Annotated in this window: 13 protein-coding genes and 1 pseudogene; 10 read left to right on the forward strand and 4 right to left on the reverse strand. The window is 57.1% G+C overall.

Going from position 1 to position 13,169, the window contains the following annotated elements; translation table 11 throughout:
* Positions 1 to 225: 225 nt before the first annotated feature.
* On the forward strand, positions 226 to 2,385 hold the full coding sequence (aas, locus tag FFB58_RS17275) for a bifunctional acyl-ACP--phospholipid O-acyltransferase/long-chain-fatty-acid--ACP ligase (protein ID WP_138370525.1): 2,160 nt from the start codon (positions 226 to 228) through the stop codon (positions 2,383 to 2,385).
* Positions 2,378 to 3,571, forward strand: coding sequence for a lysophospholipid transporter LplT (gene lplT, locus FFB58_RS17280; protein ID WP_039029894.1), 1,194 nt, complete (start codon positions 2,378 to 2,380; stop codon positions 3,569 to 3,571). Before aas ends, lplT begins: the two co-directional genes overlap by 8 nt.
* Positions 3,572 to 3,725: 154 nt before the next feature.
* On the opposite strand, the gene FFB58_RS17285 is transcribed toward lplT, so the two are convergent.
* From FFB58_RS17285 to FFB58_RS23095, 4 genes and pseudogenes are all read right to left on the reverse strand, one after another.
* Positions 3,726 to 4,766 (reverse strand): NADP(H)-dependent aldo-keto reductase, encoded by a 1,041-nt coding sequence (locus tag FFB58_RS17285; RefSeq protein WP_039029895.1) that lies wholly within the window; start codon positions 4,764 to 4,766, stop codon positions 3,726 to 3,728.
* Between the two features lie 116 nt (positions 4,767 to 4,882).
* Complete coding sequence (locus tag FFB58_RS17290; RefSeq protein ID WP_039029896.1) at positions 4,883 to 5,101, reverse strand: YgdI/YgdR family lipoprotein; 219 nt, start codon at positions 5,099 to 5,101, stop codon at positions 4,883 to 4,885.
* 129 nt (positions 5,102 to 5,230) lie between these two features.
* Entirely contained in the window at positions 5,231 to 5,923 is a 693-nt protein-coding gene (mutH, locus tag FFB58_RS17295; RefSeq protein ID WP_138370526.1) for a DNA mismatch repair endonuclease MutH, read from the reverse strand.
* A gap of 137 nt (positions 5,924 to 6,060) precedes the next feature.
* Positions 6,061 to 6,165, reverse strand: a pseudogene (locus FFB58_RS23095) (hypothetical protein); the annotation flags it as partial.
* 443 nt (positions 6,166 to 6,608) lie between these two features.
* Between FFB58_RS23095 and rppH the strand changes: the two are divergent.
* The 8 genes from rppH to FFB58_RS17335 all read left to right on the forward strand — a co-directional run bounded on the left by rppH (position 6,609) and on the right by FFB58_RS17335 (position 13,168).
* Positions 6,609 to 7,139: an RNA pyrophosphohydrolase gene (gene rppH / locus FFB58_RS17300; protein ID WP_032613763.1), complete on the forward strand. Its 531-nt coding sequence runs from the start codon at positions 6,609 to 6,611 to the stop codon at positions 7,137 to 7,139.
* Positions 7,140 to 7,151: 12 nt separating this feature from the next.
* Positions 7,152 to 9,398, forward strand: coding sequence for a phosphoenolpyruvate--protein phosphotransferase (ptsP, locus tag FFB58_RS17305; protein ID WP_039029898.1), 2,247 nt, complete (start codon positions 7,152 to 7,154; stop codon positions 9,396 to 9,398).
* A 185-nt stretch (positions 9,399 to 9,583) separates the two neighbouring features.
* A complete protein-coding gene (gene lgt, locus FFB58_RS17310; RefSeq protein ID WP_138370527.1) occupies positions 9,584 to 10,456 on the forward strand; it encodes a prolipoprotein diacylglyceryl transferase in 873 nt (290 codons plus the stop codon).
* Positions 10,457 to 10,462: 6 nt separating this feature from the next.
* Entirely contained in the window at positions 10,463 to 11,257 is a 795-nt protein-coding gene (gene thyA, locus FFB58_RS17315) for a thymidylate synthase (protein WP_138370528.1), read from the forward strand.
* Between the two features lie 183 nt (positions 11,258 to 11,440).
* Positions 11,441 to 11,905 carry a prepilin peptidase-dependent protein gene (locus FFB58_RS17320; protein ID WP_138370529.1) on the forward strand — a complete coding sequence of 155 codons (465 nt, stop codon included), beginning with the start codon at positions 11,441 to 11,443 and terminating at the stop codon, positions 11,903 to 11,905.
* Positions 11,896 to 12,459 carry a prepilin peptidase-dependent protein gene (locus FFB58_RS17325; RefSeq protein WP_138370530.1) on the forward strand — a complete coding sequence of 188 codons (564 nt, stop codon included), beginning with the start codon at positions 11,896 to 11,898 and terminating at the stop codon, positions 12,457 to 12,459. Before FFB58_RS17320 ends, FFB58_RS17325 begins: the two co-directional genes overlap by 10 nt.
* Complete coding sequence (locus FFB58_RS17330) at positions 12,456 to 12,860, forward strand: DUF2509 family protein (protein ID WP_039029903.1); 405 nt, start codon at positions 12,456 to 12,458, stop codon at positions 12,858 to 12,860. Before FFB58_RS17325 ends, FFB58_RS17330 begins: the two co-directional genes overlap by 4 nt.
* Positions 12,845 to 13,168, forward strand: a complete 324-nt coding sequence (locus tag FFB58_RS17335; RefSeq protein WP_138370531.1) for a prepilin-type N-terminal cleavage/methylation domain-containing protein — start codon at positions 12,845 to 12,847, stop codon at positions 13,166 to 13,168. Before FFB58_RS17330 ends, FFB58_RS17335 begins: the two co-directional genes overlap by 16 nt.
* The last annotated feature ends 1 nt before the right edge of the window (position 13,169 follow it).

Here is a 13,169-nt window from a genome sequence, read left to right on the forward strand (position 1 = left end):
ATTGTCTGCTGGCAGGGAATTAACCCCCGTTGCTACAGTTGAGATCCCAGAGGTATTGATTGGTGAGAATTCTTAGTACGTACTGCGTACTCATCTCTTGCACCAACCTGCGCAGATGCGCAGGTTTTTTTTTGTCTCTATCCGGCTGTCGCTCCCACCGCACTTCTCGTGTAATCTGCCACAATTTACCGTAACCCTACTCATTGAAAGGCAAAGGAAGTTGACATGCTATTTGGGTTTTTCCGCACCTTATTTCGAATTCTGTTTCGCGTCCGTCTGACTGGCGACACCCATGCACTGCACGCGGAACGTGTTCTTATTACTCCTAACCACGTCTCCTTTATAGACGGCATTCTGCTGGCGCTCTTTTTACCTGTGCGCCCGGTGTTTGCGGTCTACACCTCCGTGAGCCAGCAGTGGTACATGCGCTGGCTGACAAAACTCATTGATTTCGTTCCGCTCGACCCGACCAAACCGATGATGATCAAACATCTGGTGCGTCTGATTGGCCAGGGGCGTCCGGTGGTGATCTTCCCGGAAGGACGGATCTCGATCACCGGCTCGCTGATGAAAATCTATGATGGCGCAGGCTTCGTGGCGGCGAAATCCGGGGCGACGGTGGTGCCGCTGCGTATTGAAGGCGCGGAGCTTACCTTTTTCAGCCGCCTGAAAGGGCTGGTAAAACAGCGCATGTTCCCGCGCATCACCCTTCACCTGCTGCCACCAACCACCCTGCCGATGCCCGACGCGCCACGCGCCCGCGACCGGCGTAAAATCGCCGGTGAGATGCTCCACCAGATCATGATGGAAGCCCGGATGGCGGTGCGCCCGCGCGAAACGCTGTATGAATCGCTGCTGTCGGCGATGTACCGTTACGGGGCGAAGAAGAACTGCATCGACGACATTAATTTTGCCCCCGATACCTATCGCAAGCTATTGACCAAAACGCTGTTTGTTGGCCGCATCCTTGAGAAATACAGCCAGCAAGGGGAGAAGATCGGCCTGATGTTGCCAAACGCAGGGATTAGCGCGGCAGTTATTTTTGGTGCCGTCTCCCGCGGTCGTATTCCGGCGATGCTCAACTACACCGCAGGGGTGAAAGGGCTCAGTAGCGCCATCACCGCCGCGCAGATCAACACCGTGTTCACCTCCCGCACCTTCCTCGATAAAGGCAAACTCTGGCATCTGCCGGAGCAGCTCACCCAGGTGCGCTGGGTATTCCTCGAAGATCTTAAGGCGGAAGTGACCGCCGGTGACAAGCTGTGGATTTTTGCCCACCTGCTGGCGCCGCATCTGGCGCAGGTGAAGCAGCAGCCGGAAGATGCGGCCGTGATCCTGTTTACCTCCGGCTCGGAGGGGAATCCGAAAGGGGTGGTTCACAGCCATAAAAGCCTGCTGGCTAACGTCGAACAGATTAAAACCATCGCCGATTTTACCGCCCGGGATCGCTTTATGTCGGCGCTGCCGCTGTTCCACTCCTTTGGCCTGACGGTGGGGCTGTTCACGCCGCTGCTGACCGGTGCCGAGGTGTTCCTCTACCCGAGCCCGCTGCACTACCGCATCGTACCGGAGCTGACCTACGATCGTAACTGCACGGTGATCTTCGGCACCTCGACGTTCCTCGGCAACTACGCCCGCTTTGCCAATCCGTATGATTTCCATCGCGTGCGCTACGTGGTGGCCGGGGCGGAAAAACTGCAGGAGAGCACCCGCCAGCTGTGGCAGGACAAGTTTGGCCTGCGCATTCTGGAAGGCTACGGCGTGACCGAGTGCGCGCCGGTGGTCTCCATTAACGTGCCGATGGCGGCAAAACCCGGCACCGTCGGGCGCATTCTGCCGGGGATGGACGCGCGTCTGCTGGCCGTACCGGGTATTGAAGAGGGCGGACGCCTGCAGCTGAAAGGGCCGAACGTCATGAACGGCTACCTGCGGGTGGAAAACCCGGGGGTGCTGGAAGCGCCGACGGCGGAAAACATCAACGGCGAAGTGGAAACCGGCTGGTACGACACCGGCGATATCGTGCGCTTTGATGAGCAGGGCTACGTGCAGATCCAGGGCCGCGCCAGGCGCTTCGCCAAAATCGCCGGTGAAATGGTGTCGCTGGAGATGGTCGAACAGCTGGCGATGGCCGTATCGCCTGACAAAATGCACGCCACCGCGGTGAAAGCCGATGCCAGCAAAGGTGAAGCGCTGGTGCTCTTTACCACCGACAGCGAGCTGAAACGCGAGCAGCTTCTGCAGCATGCGCGTGAACATGGCATCCCTGAGCTGGCCGTGCCGCGCGATATTCGTTATCTCAAGCAACTTCCGGTATTGGGCAGCGGTAAACCGGACTTTGTCACCCTCAAAGGCATGGTTGATCAGGCGGAGTCGCATAATGAGTGAGTCAGTACCCACTAACACCTCCATCTGGTCGAGAGGGATGATGGCGGTAACCGCCGCCCAGTTCCTCTCTGCCTTTGGTGATAACGCGCTGCTGTTTGCCACTCTGGCGCTGCTGAAATCTCAGTTTTACCCGGACTGGAGCCAGCCGATCCTGCAGATGGTGTTTGTGGGCGCTTACATCCTTTTTGCCCCCTTTGTCGGCCAGGTGGCGGACAGTTTCGCCAAAGGGCGGGTGATGATGTTTGCCAACAGCCTGAAACTGCTGGGGGCGGCCAGCATCTGCTTTGGCGTGAATCCGTTCATTGGCTACACGCTGGTGGGGATCGGAGCGGCCTCCTACTCACCGGCCAAGTACGGCATCCTGGGGGAGCTCACCACCGGAGATAAGCTGGTTAAAGCTAACGGGCTGATGGAGGCCTCGACCATTGCGGCGATCCTGCTGGGTTCGATGGCGGGCGGCGTGCTTGCCGACTGGCACGTGCTGGCGGCGCTGGGCGTTTGCGCCCTGATGTATGCCGGGGCGGTGATCGCCAACCTGTTTATCCCGAAACTGCCGGCGGCGCGTCCGGGACAGTCCTGGCGCTTTACGCCGATGACCGCCAGCTTCTTTAACGCCTGCCGCGTGCTGTGGCATAACGGCGAAACCCGCTTCTCGCTGCTGGGTACCAGCATGTTCTGGGGTGCGGGCGTCACGCTGCGCTTCCTGCTGGTGCTGTGGGTGCCGACGGCGCTGGGGATCACCGATAACGCCACGCCAACCTATCTCAACGCCATGGTGGCGGTGGGGATCGTGTTGGGTGCCGGGGCGGCGGCGAAACTGGTGACGCTGCAAAACGTGGCCCGCTGCATGCCCGCCGGGATTTTGATTGGTGTGATGGTACTGATCTTTGCCCTGCAACATGCGCTGTTACCCGCCTATGCGCTGCTGTTCCTGATGGGGATCTGCGGCGGCTTCTTTGTGGTGCCGCTGAATGCGCTGCTGCAGGAGCGCGGGAAGCATACCGTCGGGGCAGGGAACGCCATTGCAGTGCAAAACCTCGGCGAAAACGCCGCCATGCTGCTGATGCTCGGGCTTTACTCGCTGGCGGTAAAAGTGGGTGTGCCGGTGGTGGGCATTGGCGTCGGGTTTGGCGGCCTGTTTGCGCTGGCGATTGCGGCACTGTGGGTGTGGCAGCGTCGGCGGTGATACATTGCCGGGTGGCGGCTACGCCTTACCCGGCCTACAACACCCCGCCTTTGTCCTTGTAGGCCCGGCAAGCAAAGCGCCGCCGGGCGATTATGCGGCATCGGAGCGACTTGTCGGGTGGCGGCTACGCCTTACCCGACCTACGTTGCTTTTTTTACGGGGCCGGGTAGGTATACACCTGATGCACCGCTTCAATCTCCGCTAACACCTCTTCGCTCAGCTCCAGATGGAAGCTTTCGACGTTGGTTTTCAGCTGCTCCATGGTGGTCGCGCCCAGCAGGGTGCTGGCAACAAACGGCTGACGGCGTACAAACGCCAGCGCCATCTGCGCCGGATCCAGCCCGTGACGTTTCGCGATATCCACATAGGCCGCCACTGCTTTTTGCGTCTGCTCACCGCTGTAACGGGTAAAGCGGCTGAACAGGGTATTACGCGCGCCCGCTGGTTTTGCACCGTTCAGATATTTACCGGTCAGGGTGCCAAAGCCGAGGCAGGAGTACGCCAGCAGCTCAACGCCTTCATACTGGCTCACTTCCGCCAGACCCACCTCATAGCTGCGGTTCAGCAGGCTGTACGGGTTCTGAATGGTGACAATGCGCGGCAGATCGTGTTTGTCCGCCAGGTGCAGATAACGCATCACGCCAAACGCCGTTTCGTTAGAGACGCCGATGTAGCGGATTTTGCCCGCACGCTGGCACTCAGTTAACGCTTCCAGCGTTTCCAGCAGCGTAACGACGGGGGCGCTGTCGCTCCAGCTGTAGCCCAGCTTGCCAAAGCAGTTTGTTGCGCGCTGCGGCCAGTGAACCTGATAGAGGTCAAGATAATCGGTCTGCAGACGCGTCAGGCTGGCGTCCAGCGCGGCGCGAATGTTTTTACGGTCGAGGATCTGATTCGGGCGAATGCCGCTGTCGTTATTGCGGGACGGTCCGCTGACCTTGGAGGCCACCACCAGCTTTTCGCGGTTACCGCGTTTTGCCAGCCAGTTGCCGACGTAAGTTTCGGTTAATCCCTGGGTTTCCGGACGCGGTGGGACCGGGTACATCTCTGCCACGTCAATCAGGTTAATGCCCTGGCTGACGGCGTAATCGAGTTGTGCATGGGCATCGGCTTCGCTATTTTGTTCACCAAATGTCATCGTGCCCAACCCCAGTTGGCTTATCTCAAGAGCGCTATGGGGGATACGGTGATAATGCATAGCCGGCTTCCTTATTAGACATGTTAACTGCGTCAGGAAACTCCCGACAAAGGAATATAAACATGACAGAGAGGAAGCGAAAAATCAAAAGGCCAGCAAACTGCTGACCTTTCTTACTATCTTTCGATAATCTGGGAAACTTCGTCGCGGTTAATCTGCATATTGTTACCCTGCTGATCGCGGTAGCTGACCAGCCCGGTATCATCGTCGACTTCGGGTTTGCCGTCGGTCAGGATCATGCGACCATCTTTTGTCGCCATGACGTAATCGCTGCTACAACCTGAAACGGCAAACGCTAAACCAACAGCCGAGATTATTACTGCCCATTTTTTCATCTTTATGACCTCCACCTGGCTCTTATCTCATCTTAGTGTAGTAATAACTCCGCAGAGGGTTTTCTGAAAGCGGTGAAATCTGAAAAAACAGGCAAATATGTGATAAACGGCAAGATTCCGTTTAAAAAGTTACGTATTCAGTAAAAAATGACGCGCCAGCAACGCCCCCGTGAAGTTCTTTTTCAAATAAAAACCCCGGGGTAACGTCAGGATCGGTTCGCCACGCGCGCCGATGGCTTCGGTGAGGGCTTTGCTGTTGGCGGCTTTTGGCCGTAGCTGAAGCACTTCGCCGTGGCGGGCGGTGATGCGTTCAACCTGGCCCAGCACGATCATGTCCATTAACTCTTCCCAGTCCAGACGCAGCTGACGATCTTCCTCTTCGTCCGGGCTCCAGATCAACGGCGCTCCGACGCGGCGATCGGCCAGTGGGATCGCGCGATCCCCCTCGACCGGGATCCACAGCACGCGCTTCAGCTTATGGCGTACGTGACTGCTCTCCCAGGTGATGCCCGTATTGCCGGTTAACGGTGCCACGCAGACAAACGTTGTCTCCAGCGGGCGGCCCGCGCTGTCGATGGGAATGGTCTTCAGCTCAACACCCAATGCGGCAAAATCCTGTTCAGGTTTACTGCCCGCGCTGGCCCCCAGCCATAGCTCCAGCAGCACGCCCGTCCATCCTTTATCACGCCTGAGATCGGGAGGAATGGGCAGGCCAGCCAGAGCGGCGAGTTCACCCAGCGAGTATCCCGCCAGGCGCTGCGCTTGTTGCAGTAACACCGCTTCGGATGCAGGGGGAGAAGTCAGGGGAGCCAGGGGGAGCATGGTTATTGCCTTTTGGTTAAAAAATGAACAGCAGTTTTCCACCGCACAGTGAGAGTTTATCTTTTTCTTTTTGCATGCGCCAGGTGAATGATTTATATGTATTTTTATTACTTTTGTTCGCTATGCTGCTAAGTGGATATCCCGGTTGTCCAAAACTGGTCACTGACAATAAACAGGATCTTACACCCACTTATCCACAGAAAAATGGGATAACTGGGAATAACCCCTACTACTGTTTCCATTTACAGCCTTGACGTGGGACGAAAATCGAAAAATCAGACAAAATGTGCCTAACTTATTGGCACAATCTGTGGATAAAATCAACGTTGTTCGATCTTTCATCAGCTCCAGGATCTTTCTGGTGACCTGCATCACACTATGCTGTGTATTTCACACAATTCATAATTTAACTACATGAAATATAGAGAGTTGTAAAAATCGCTAATCTCTGCAATATTCAGAGTGATCTGGGTTGTCCATCGGTAATTCCACACTTCTTCACAACTCTATCCACAGAAAAAGTGAATAAAATTGCCCTTTTGAGCGGTCATCTGTTTATAACTCAGCTGATAATTGTGAGTTATTCAAATGTTATTAGGCTCCAGGCCACAAAGAGAGTGGTTTACCGCCTCTCTGGAGTGTGAAACAATCGTTTATATATAAGGTTTAGTTTTGGGGTAGTCCGGTGATTGATGACGATGGCTACCGCCCGAATGTAGGTATCGTAATTTGTAATCGCCAGGGTCAGGTAATGTGGGCCCGGCGATATGGTCAGCACTCCTGGCAATTTCCCCAAGGGGGGATTAACCCGGGAGAGTCCGCAGAGCAAGCGATGTATCGGGAGCTGTTCGAAGAAGTTGGCTTAAGCCGCAAGGATGTCCGCATTCTGGCTTCGACCCGCAACTGGTTGCGTTACAAGTTACCGAAGCGTTTGGTGCGTTGGGACACAAAGCCGGTATGTATCGGCCAGAAACAGAAATGGTTTCTTCTGCAATTGGTGAGCAGCGATGCGGATATCAATATGCAAACCAGCAGCACGCCGGAATTCGATGGCTGGCGCTGGGTCAGCTACTGGTATCCCGTTCGTCAGGTCGTGTCATTTAAGCGCGACGTTTACCGCAGGGTAATGAAAGAGTTCGCAAGTGCCGTAATGATGCTTCAGGAGGCCCCTCCTAAGCCGCAGAGCGCACCTGCCTGGCGACGTAAAAGAGGTTAAGCTACGCACATTATGCTCACCCGCCTGCGCGAAATAGTCGAGAAGGTGGCCAGTGCCCCACGGCTCAACGAGGCGCTGGATATTCTGGTCACGGATATCTGCCTTGCGATGGAAACCGAGGTCTGTTCGGTCTATCTGGCCGATCACGACCGCAGGTGTTACTACCTTATGGCCACGCGCGGATTAAAAAAACCGCGTGGCCGTACCGTTGCGCTGGCGTTTGATGAAGGCGTTGTGGGTCTGGTCGGGCGTCTGGCTGAACCCATCAACCTTGCCGATGCGCAAAAGCACCCCAGCTTTAAATATATCCCCTCGGTAAAAGAGGAGCGCTTCCGCGCCTTCCTCGGCGTGCCGATTATCCAGCGTCGTCAATTGCTGGGCGTGCTTGTGGTTCAGCAGCGTGAACTGCGTCAGTACGACGAAAGCGAAGAGTCCTTCCTCGTTACGCTGGCCACGCAAATGGCGGCGATCCTCTCCCAGTCTCAGCTTGCTGCACTCTTTGGTCAGTACCGGCAGACGCGCATTCGCGCCTTACCGGCCTCACCCGGTGTGGCGATCGCAGAAGGCTGGATGGACGCCACGCTGCCGCTGATGGAGCAGGTTTACGAAGCCTCGACGCTAGACACAGCCCTTGAACGCGAACGCCTGACCGGCGCGCTGGAAGAGGCCGCTAACGAGTTTCGCCGCTACAGCAAGCGCTTTGCTGCCGGCGCGCAAAAAGAGACGGCGGCGATCTTCGATCTCTACTCGCACTTGCTGTCCGATGCCCGACTGCGCCGGGAACTGTTTGACGAAGTCGACCGTGGCTCCGTGGCGGAGTGGGCGGTCAAAAAGATCATCGAAAAATTCGCCGAACAGTTTGCCGCCCTGACCGATGGCTATCTGAAAGAGCGTGCCGGGGATCTGCGTACTTTAGGTCAGCGCCTGCTGTTCCATCTCGATGACACCATTCAGGGGGCCAATACCTGGCCACCGCGCTTTGTGCTGGTGGCGGATGAGCTCTCTGCGACCACGCTCGCGGAATTGCCGCAGGACAGGCTAGCCGGGATCGTGGTCCGCGACGGTGCTGCCAACTCCCATGCCGCCATTATGGTGCGCGCGCTTGGGATCCCGACCGTTATGGGCGCTGATATTCAGCCCTCTGCGCTGCACCGGCGAACGCTGGTGGTTGACGGCTATCGCGGCGAGCTGCTGGTCGATCCTGAACCGGTCCTGCTGCAGGAATATCAAAAGCTTATCAGCGAAGAGAACGAGCTGAGCCGCCTGGCGGAAGATGACGTTAACCAGCCCGCCGCGCTAAAAAGCGGTGAGCGGATCAAGGTGATGCTCAATGCCGGGTTAAGTCCGGAACACGAAGAGAAGCTCGGCAGCCGCATCGATGGCATCGGTCTCTATCGCACGGAAATCCCGTTTATGTTGCAAAGCGGCTTCCCCTCTGAGGAGGAGCAGGTCGCGCAGTATCAGGGCATGTTGCAGATGTTCAACGACAAACCGGTCACGTTACGTACCCTGGACGTTGGCGCGGATAAACAGTTGCCCTATATGCCCATCAGCGAAGAGAACCCGTGCCTGGGCTGGCGTGGGATCCGCATCACCCTCGATCAGCCGGAGATCTTCCTGATCCAGGTGCGCGCCATGCTGCGTGCCAATGCGGCGACCGGCAACCTCAGTATCTTGCTGCCGATGGTCACCAGCATTGATGAGATCGATGAGGCTCGTCGTCTGATTGAACGTGCCGGGCGTGAAGTCGAAGAGATGATCGGCTACGAAATACCGAAACCGCGTATCGGCGTGATGCTGGAAGTTCCGTCGATGGTCTTTATGCTTCCGCAGCTGGCTGCTCGCGTCGACTTTATTTCGGTGGGCACCAACGACCTTACCCAGTACATGCTGGCGGTGGATCGCAACAACACCCGGGTGGCGAGCATTTACGACAGTCTGCATCCGGCGATGCTGCGTGCGCTGGCGATGATTGCCCGCGAGGCGGAAGCGAACGGTATCGACCTGCGTTTATGCGGTGAGATGGCTGGCGACTCCATGTGTGTGGCGATCCTGATTGGCCTCGGCTTCCGCCACCTCTCCATGAACGGTCGATCTGTGGCCCGCGTGAAGTATCTGCTGCGCCATATTGACTATGAGGAGGCCCAGCAGCTGGCGCAGCGCAGCCTTGAAGCACAGCTGGCGACGGAAGTGCGTCATCAGGTGGCGGCCTTTATGGAACGTCGCGGCATGGGCGGGCTGATCCGCGGCGGGCGTTAAGCCCCGGGTATCCCTCGACCTTCGGGCAGAGGGATACAACCCCCTATACACATCTTTTACATCTCCGGCGCAACCTCCACGCTCGCTTGTGCTATGATTCGCAACTTTGGAGCGCAGGGTATTCCTCTGCGCGCTTCGCTACCGCTGTCCACTTTCAGCGGAATAACAACATCTTGTGGTGACAGATGAACAGTGGCTATCTGCATTTTCCGGAGTTTGATCCGGTCATTTTCTCAGTAGGACCCGTTGCGCTTCACTGGTACGGACTGATGTATCTTGTCGGCTTTGTTTTTGCCATGTGGCTGGCTGGCCGTCGCGCCAAACGTCCTGGCAGCGGCTGGACCAAAGACGAAGTGGAAAACCTGCTGTATGCCGGTTTCCTTGGCGTTTTCCTTGGCGGTCGTATCGGCTACGTGCTGTTTTACAACTTCCCGGTCTTCATGAACGATCCGCTTTACCTGTTCCGCGTCTGGGACGGCGGGATGTCCTTCCACGGTGGCCTGATTGGCGTCATCCTGGTGATGATCATCTTCGCGAAACGCACCAAACGCAGCTTCTTCCAGGTTGCTGACTTTATTGCGCCGCTGATCCCGTTTGGTCTGGGGGCAGGTCGTCTCGGTAACTTCATCAACGGTGAGCTGTGGGGCCGCGTCGATCCGAGCGTATCCTTTACCATGCTGTTCCCGCAGTCTCGTGCTGAAGATTTGGCGCTGCTGCCGTCGCACCCGGAATGGCAGTCGATTTTCGATACCTACGGCGTCCTGCCGCGCCATATGTCGCAGCTGTATGAAATGGCGCTGGAAGGTGTCGTGCTGTTTATCATTCTGAACCTGTTTATCCGTAAACCGCGTCCGACGGGCTCTGTGTCTGGCCTGTTCCTGATTGGGTATGGCGCGTTCCGCATCATCGTTGAATTCTTCCGCCAGCCGGATGCGCAGTTTACCGGTGCGTGGGTGCAGTACATCAGCATGGGGCAGATCCTCTCTGTACCGATGATCGTCGCGGGTATTGCAATGATGGTCTGGGCGTATCGTCGTCCACAGCAACAGGTCTCCTGAGGAATCATGAAACAGTATCTTGAACTGATGCAAAAAGTGCTCGATGAGGGCACACCAAAAAACGATCGTACCGGCACCGGTACCCTCTCCATTTTTGGGCACCAGATGCGCTTCAACCTGCAGGAAGGTTTTCCGCTGGTCACAACCAAGCGCTGCCACTTACGCTCAATTATTCATGAGCTGCTCTGGTTCCTGCAGGGCGATACCAATGTCGCTTATTTGCGTGAGAACAACGTCTCTATCTGGGACGAATGGGCGGACGAAAATGGCGACCTGGGCCCGGTATACGGCAAGCAATGGCGCGCCTGGCCAACGCCGGATGGCCGCCACATCGACCAGATCACCACCGTGATGAACCAGCTGAAAAACGATCCAGACTCGCGCCGTATTATTGTGTCGGCCTGGAACGTGGGCGAACTGGATAAAATGGCCCTGGCCCCGTGCCACGCGTTTTTCCAGTTCTATGTGGCGGATGGCAAGCTCTCCTGCCAGCTCTATCAACGCTCCTGCGATGTCTTCCTCGGCCTGCCGTTCAACATCGCCAGCTACGCGTTACTGGTGCATATGATGGCTCAGCAGTGTGACCTCGAAGTGGGGGATTTTGTCTGGACCGGCGGGGATACCCACCTGTACAGCAACCATATGGAGCAGACCCATCTGCAACTGACCCGCGAGCCGCGTGCGTTGCCGAAGCTGGTTATCAAACGTAAACCGGACTCCATTTTCGACTATCGCTTTGAAGATTTCGAAATCGAAGGTTACGACCCGCATCCGGGGATCAAAGCCCCTGTAGCCATCTGATGCTGCAATCCTGACACAACCGGCGCCCTCTGCGCCGGTTTTTTTATGCCTGCTTTCGCGTTCTGCGAGCCTGTTTCCGCAAGAAATGCAACGCGCTGCAACCCCTAAAAAAGCGCGGAAAGCGCCTCGTAAATCGCCTAACTGCCTCTCGAATTGCTGATCTCATCACGGCACACTGCCGCCATGAAAAAGGAAAAGGGGTTCACCCTCATGGAAATGCTGATCGCCCTCTCGCTCATCATGACGCTGAGCGCGGCAGGGCTGTACGGCTGGCGGAGCTGGCAGCGGCAACAGCAGCTATGGCAGACGGCGCGCCAGGTGCGGGATTATCTGGTGGTGCTACGCAATGATGCCTGGCGCAATAACCGTGACCATGTCGTCACCCTGAAACAGGATGGAAAACGGTGGTGCCTGTTAAAGACGGATATGGCTGAGTGTCGGGCAGACAGCGCCTTTGTGCTTATTCCGCAGTGGGGAAATATCAGCATCACCGAGTTAACGCCTGCGCTGGGGTTTTATGGTTTACGGGATACCGCCTGGGCCGGACGAGTAAGACTGCAAAGCCAGGCGGGCGAGTGGCTGATCGTCATCTCCTCGTGGGGGCGTATCCGCATGTGCAACGGCAAGGGAGAGTTCGCGTGTCGCTGAAGCAGCAGGGATTTTCTTTGACGGAAGTGCTGATAGCCATGGCGATAAGCAGCGTGCTGCTGTTGAGCGCCGCGCGGTTTTTGCCCGCCCTACAGCAGTCTGTCACTGCGCTGACGAAGCAGCAGGAGCTTGAAGAAGAGCTCTGGCTACGCGTAAGCAGCATCGGTAAGCATCTGCAGCGCGCCGGATATTGTGCAGGCGAGTGCGTTGGTGAGGCGCTGAAAATTGGGCAGGGTGGAGAATGTGTCATTGTGCAGTGGGACGAAAACAGCAACGGCCGCTGGGAAACAACTCCCGCGGCCGCGGCAGAACAGACCGGTTTTCGCCTGAGCGGCGGCGCGCTGGAAACATTGCGCGGCGCGACGCACTGCGAAGGGAAGGGGTGGGAGAGGATGACCGATCCCGACAGGATCAGAGTGCTGCGTTTTCAGGTGCAACGTATGACACGGGCGGGCTTTGCGCCGGAGCTGAGTCTGACGCTGGCGGCTTCCGTTAAGGGGAAGCGCGATGGCGGCGTTGAGGCGCACCACATCGTGACCGGATTTAATTTGTGAGCCGTGAGCGGGGAATGTCGTCGCTGGCGCTGGTGCTCCTGCTGTTAATTCTGGGCAGCCTGATGCTGGCCGGGCTTAATCAGCAGCTTGATTCACTGGCGCGTATCGTTAGTACAGAGCGCCAGGCGACAGAGCATCAGGCGATAGCTCAGTCCGCGCTGGAGTGGGGGAGAACGCTCGACTGGCAAACGCAGGGGGACTACGCATGCCAGCAGCATCCGCAACAGCCGTGGCGGGTCTGTTTGCGCCTGATAGAAACACGCGCGCTGCTTATCGCCAGCAGCGACAGCATCACGCTGTGGCGGCAGGGCGAGGTAACGGCAGACGGCGTACGTTTTTCGCCGCACGGCTGGAGCGATTTTTGTCCCATAAAGGAGAGGGCGTTATGTCAGCAACCGTAGCCAGACAGAAGGGGTTCAGCATGGTGGAAGTCCTGCTGGCGATGATGCTGATGGTCTTGGTCGTCACCGCGCTGGCGGGTTACCATCGTGTTTTAGCCAGTCGGTTTGTCACCCTTGAGCAGTATCGCCAGCTCTGGCGTTATGTTCACGCACAGTCACAGCTGAGCGCCGGGGATGTTCCCGCCGGCTGGCAGGTAAACAGGATGCAGACAACACAGGCTGGATGTGTCAGCATCTCGGTCAAACTTATTTCTCCTCTGGGTCGGCAGGGTCAAATGACGCGCCTGCACTGCCCGGTTAGCCAGTAGT

Source organism: Enterobacter sp. MF024 (genome assembly GCF_005843915.1).
Lineage (GTDB): Bacteria > Pseudomonadota > Gammaproteobacteria > Enterobacterales > Enterobacteriaceae > Enterobacter > Enterobacter barmai.

What these genes read in the sequence shown, in the direction of transcription:
- aas (WP_138370525.1), top strand. Translation starts at nt 226, where the DNA reads ATGCTATTTGGGTTTTTCCGCACCTTATTTCGAATTCTGTTTCGCGTC.
- lplT (WP_039029894.1), top strand. Translation starts at nt 2,378, where the DNA reads ATGAGTGAGTCAGTACCCACTAACACCTCCATCTGGTCGAGAGGGATG.
- FFB58_RS17285 (WP_039029895.1), bottom strand. Translation starts at nt 4,766, where the DNA reads ATGCATTATCACCGTATCCCCCATAGCGCTCTTGAGATAAGCCAACTG.
- FFB58_RS17290 (WP_039029896.1), bottom strand. Translation starts at nt 5,101, where the DNA reads ATGAAAAAATGGGCAGTAATAATCTCGGCTGTTGGTTTAGCGTTTGCC.
- mutH (WP_138370526.1), bottom strand. Translation starts at nt 5,923, where the DNA reads ATGCTCCCCCTGGCTCCCCTGACTTCTCCCCCTGCATCCGAAGCGGTG.
- ptsP (WP_039029898.1), top strand. Translation starts at nt 7,152, where the DNA reads ATGCTCACCCGCCTGCGCGAAATAGTCGAGAAGGTGGCCAGTGCCCCA.
- lgt (WP_138370527.1), top strand. Translation starts at nt 9,584, where the DNA reads ATGAACAGTGGCTATCTGCATTTTCCGGAGTTTGATCCGGTCATTTTC.
- thyA (WP_138370528.1), top strand. Translation starts at nt 10,463, where the DNA reads ATGAAACAGTATCTTGAACTGATGCAAAAAGTGCTCGATGAGGGCACA.
- FFB58_RS17320 (WP_138370529.1), top strand. Translation starts at nt 11,441, where the DNA reads ATGAAAAAGGAAAAGGGGTTCACCCTCATGGAAATGCTGATCGCCCTC.
- FFB58_RS17335 (WP_138370531.1), top strand. Translation starts at nt 12,845, where the DNA reads ATGTCAGCAACCGTAGCCAGACAGAAGGGGTTCAGCATGGTGGAAGTC.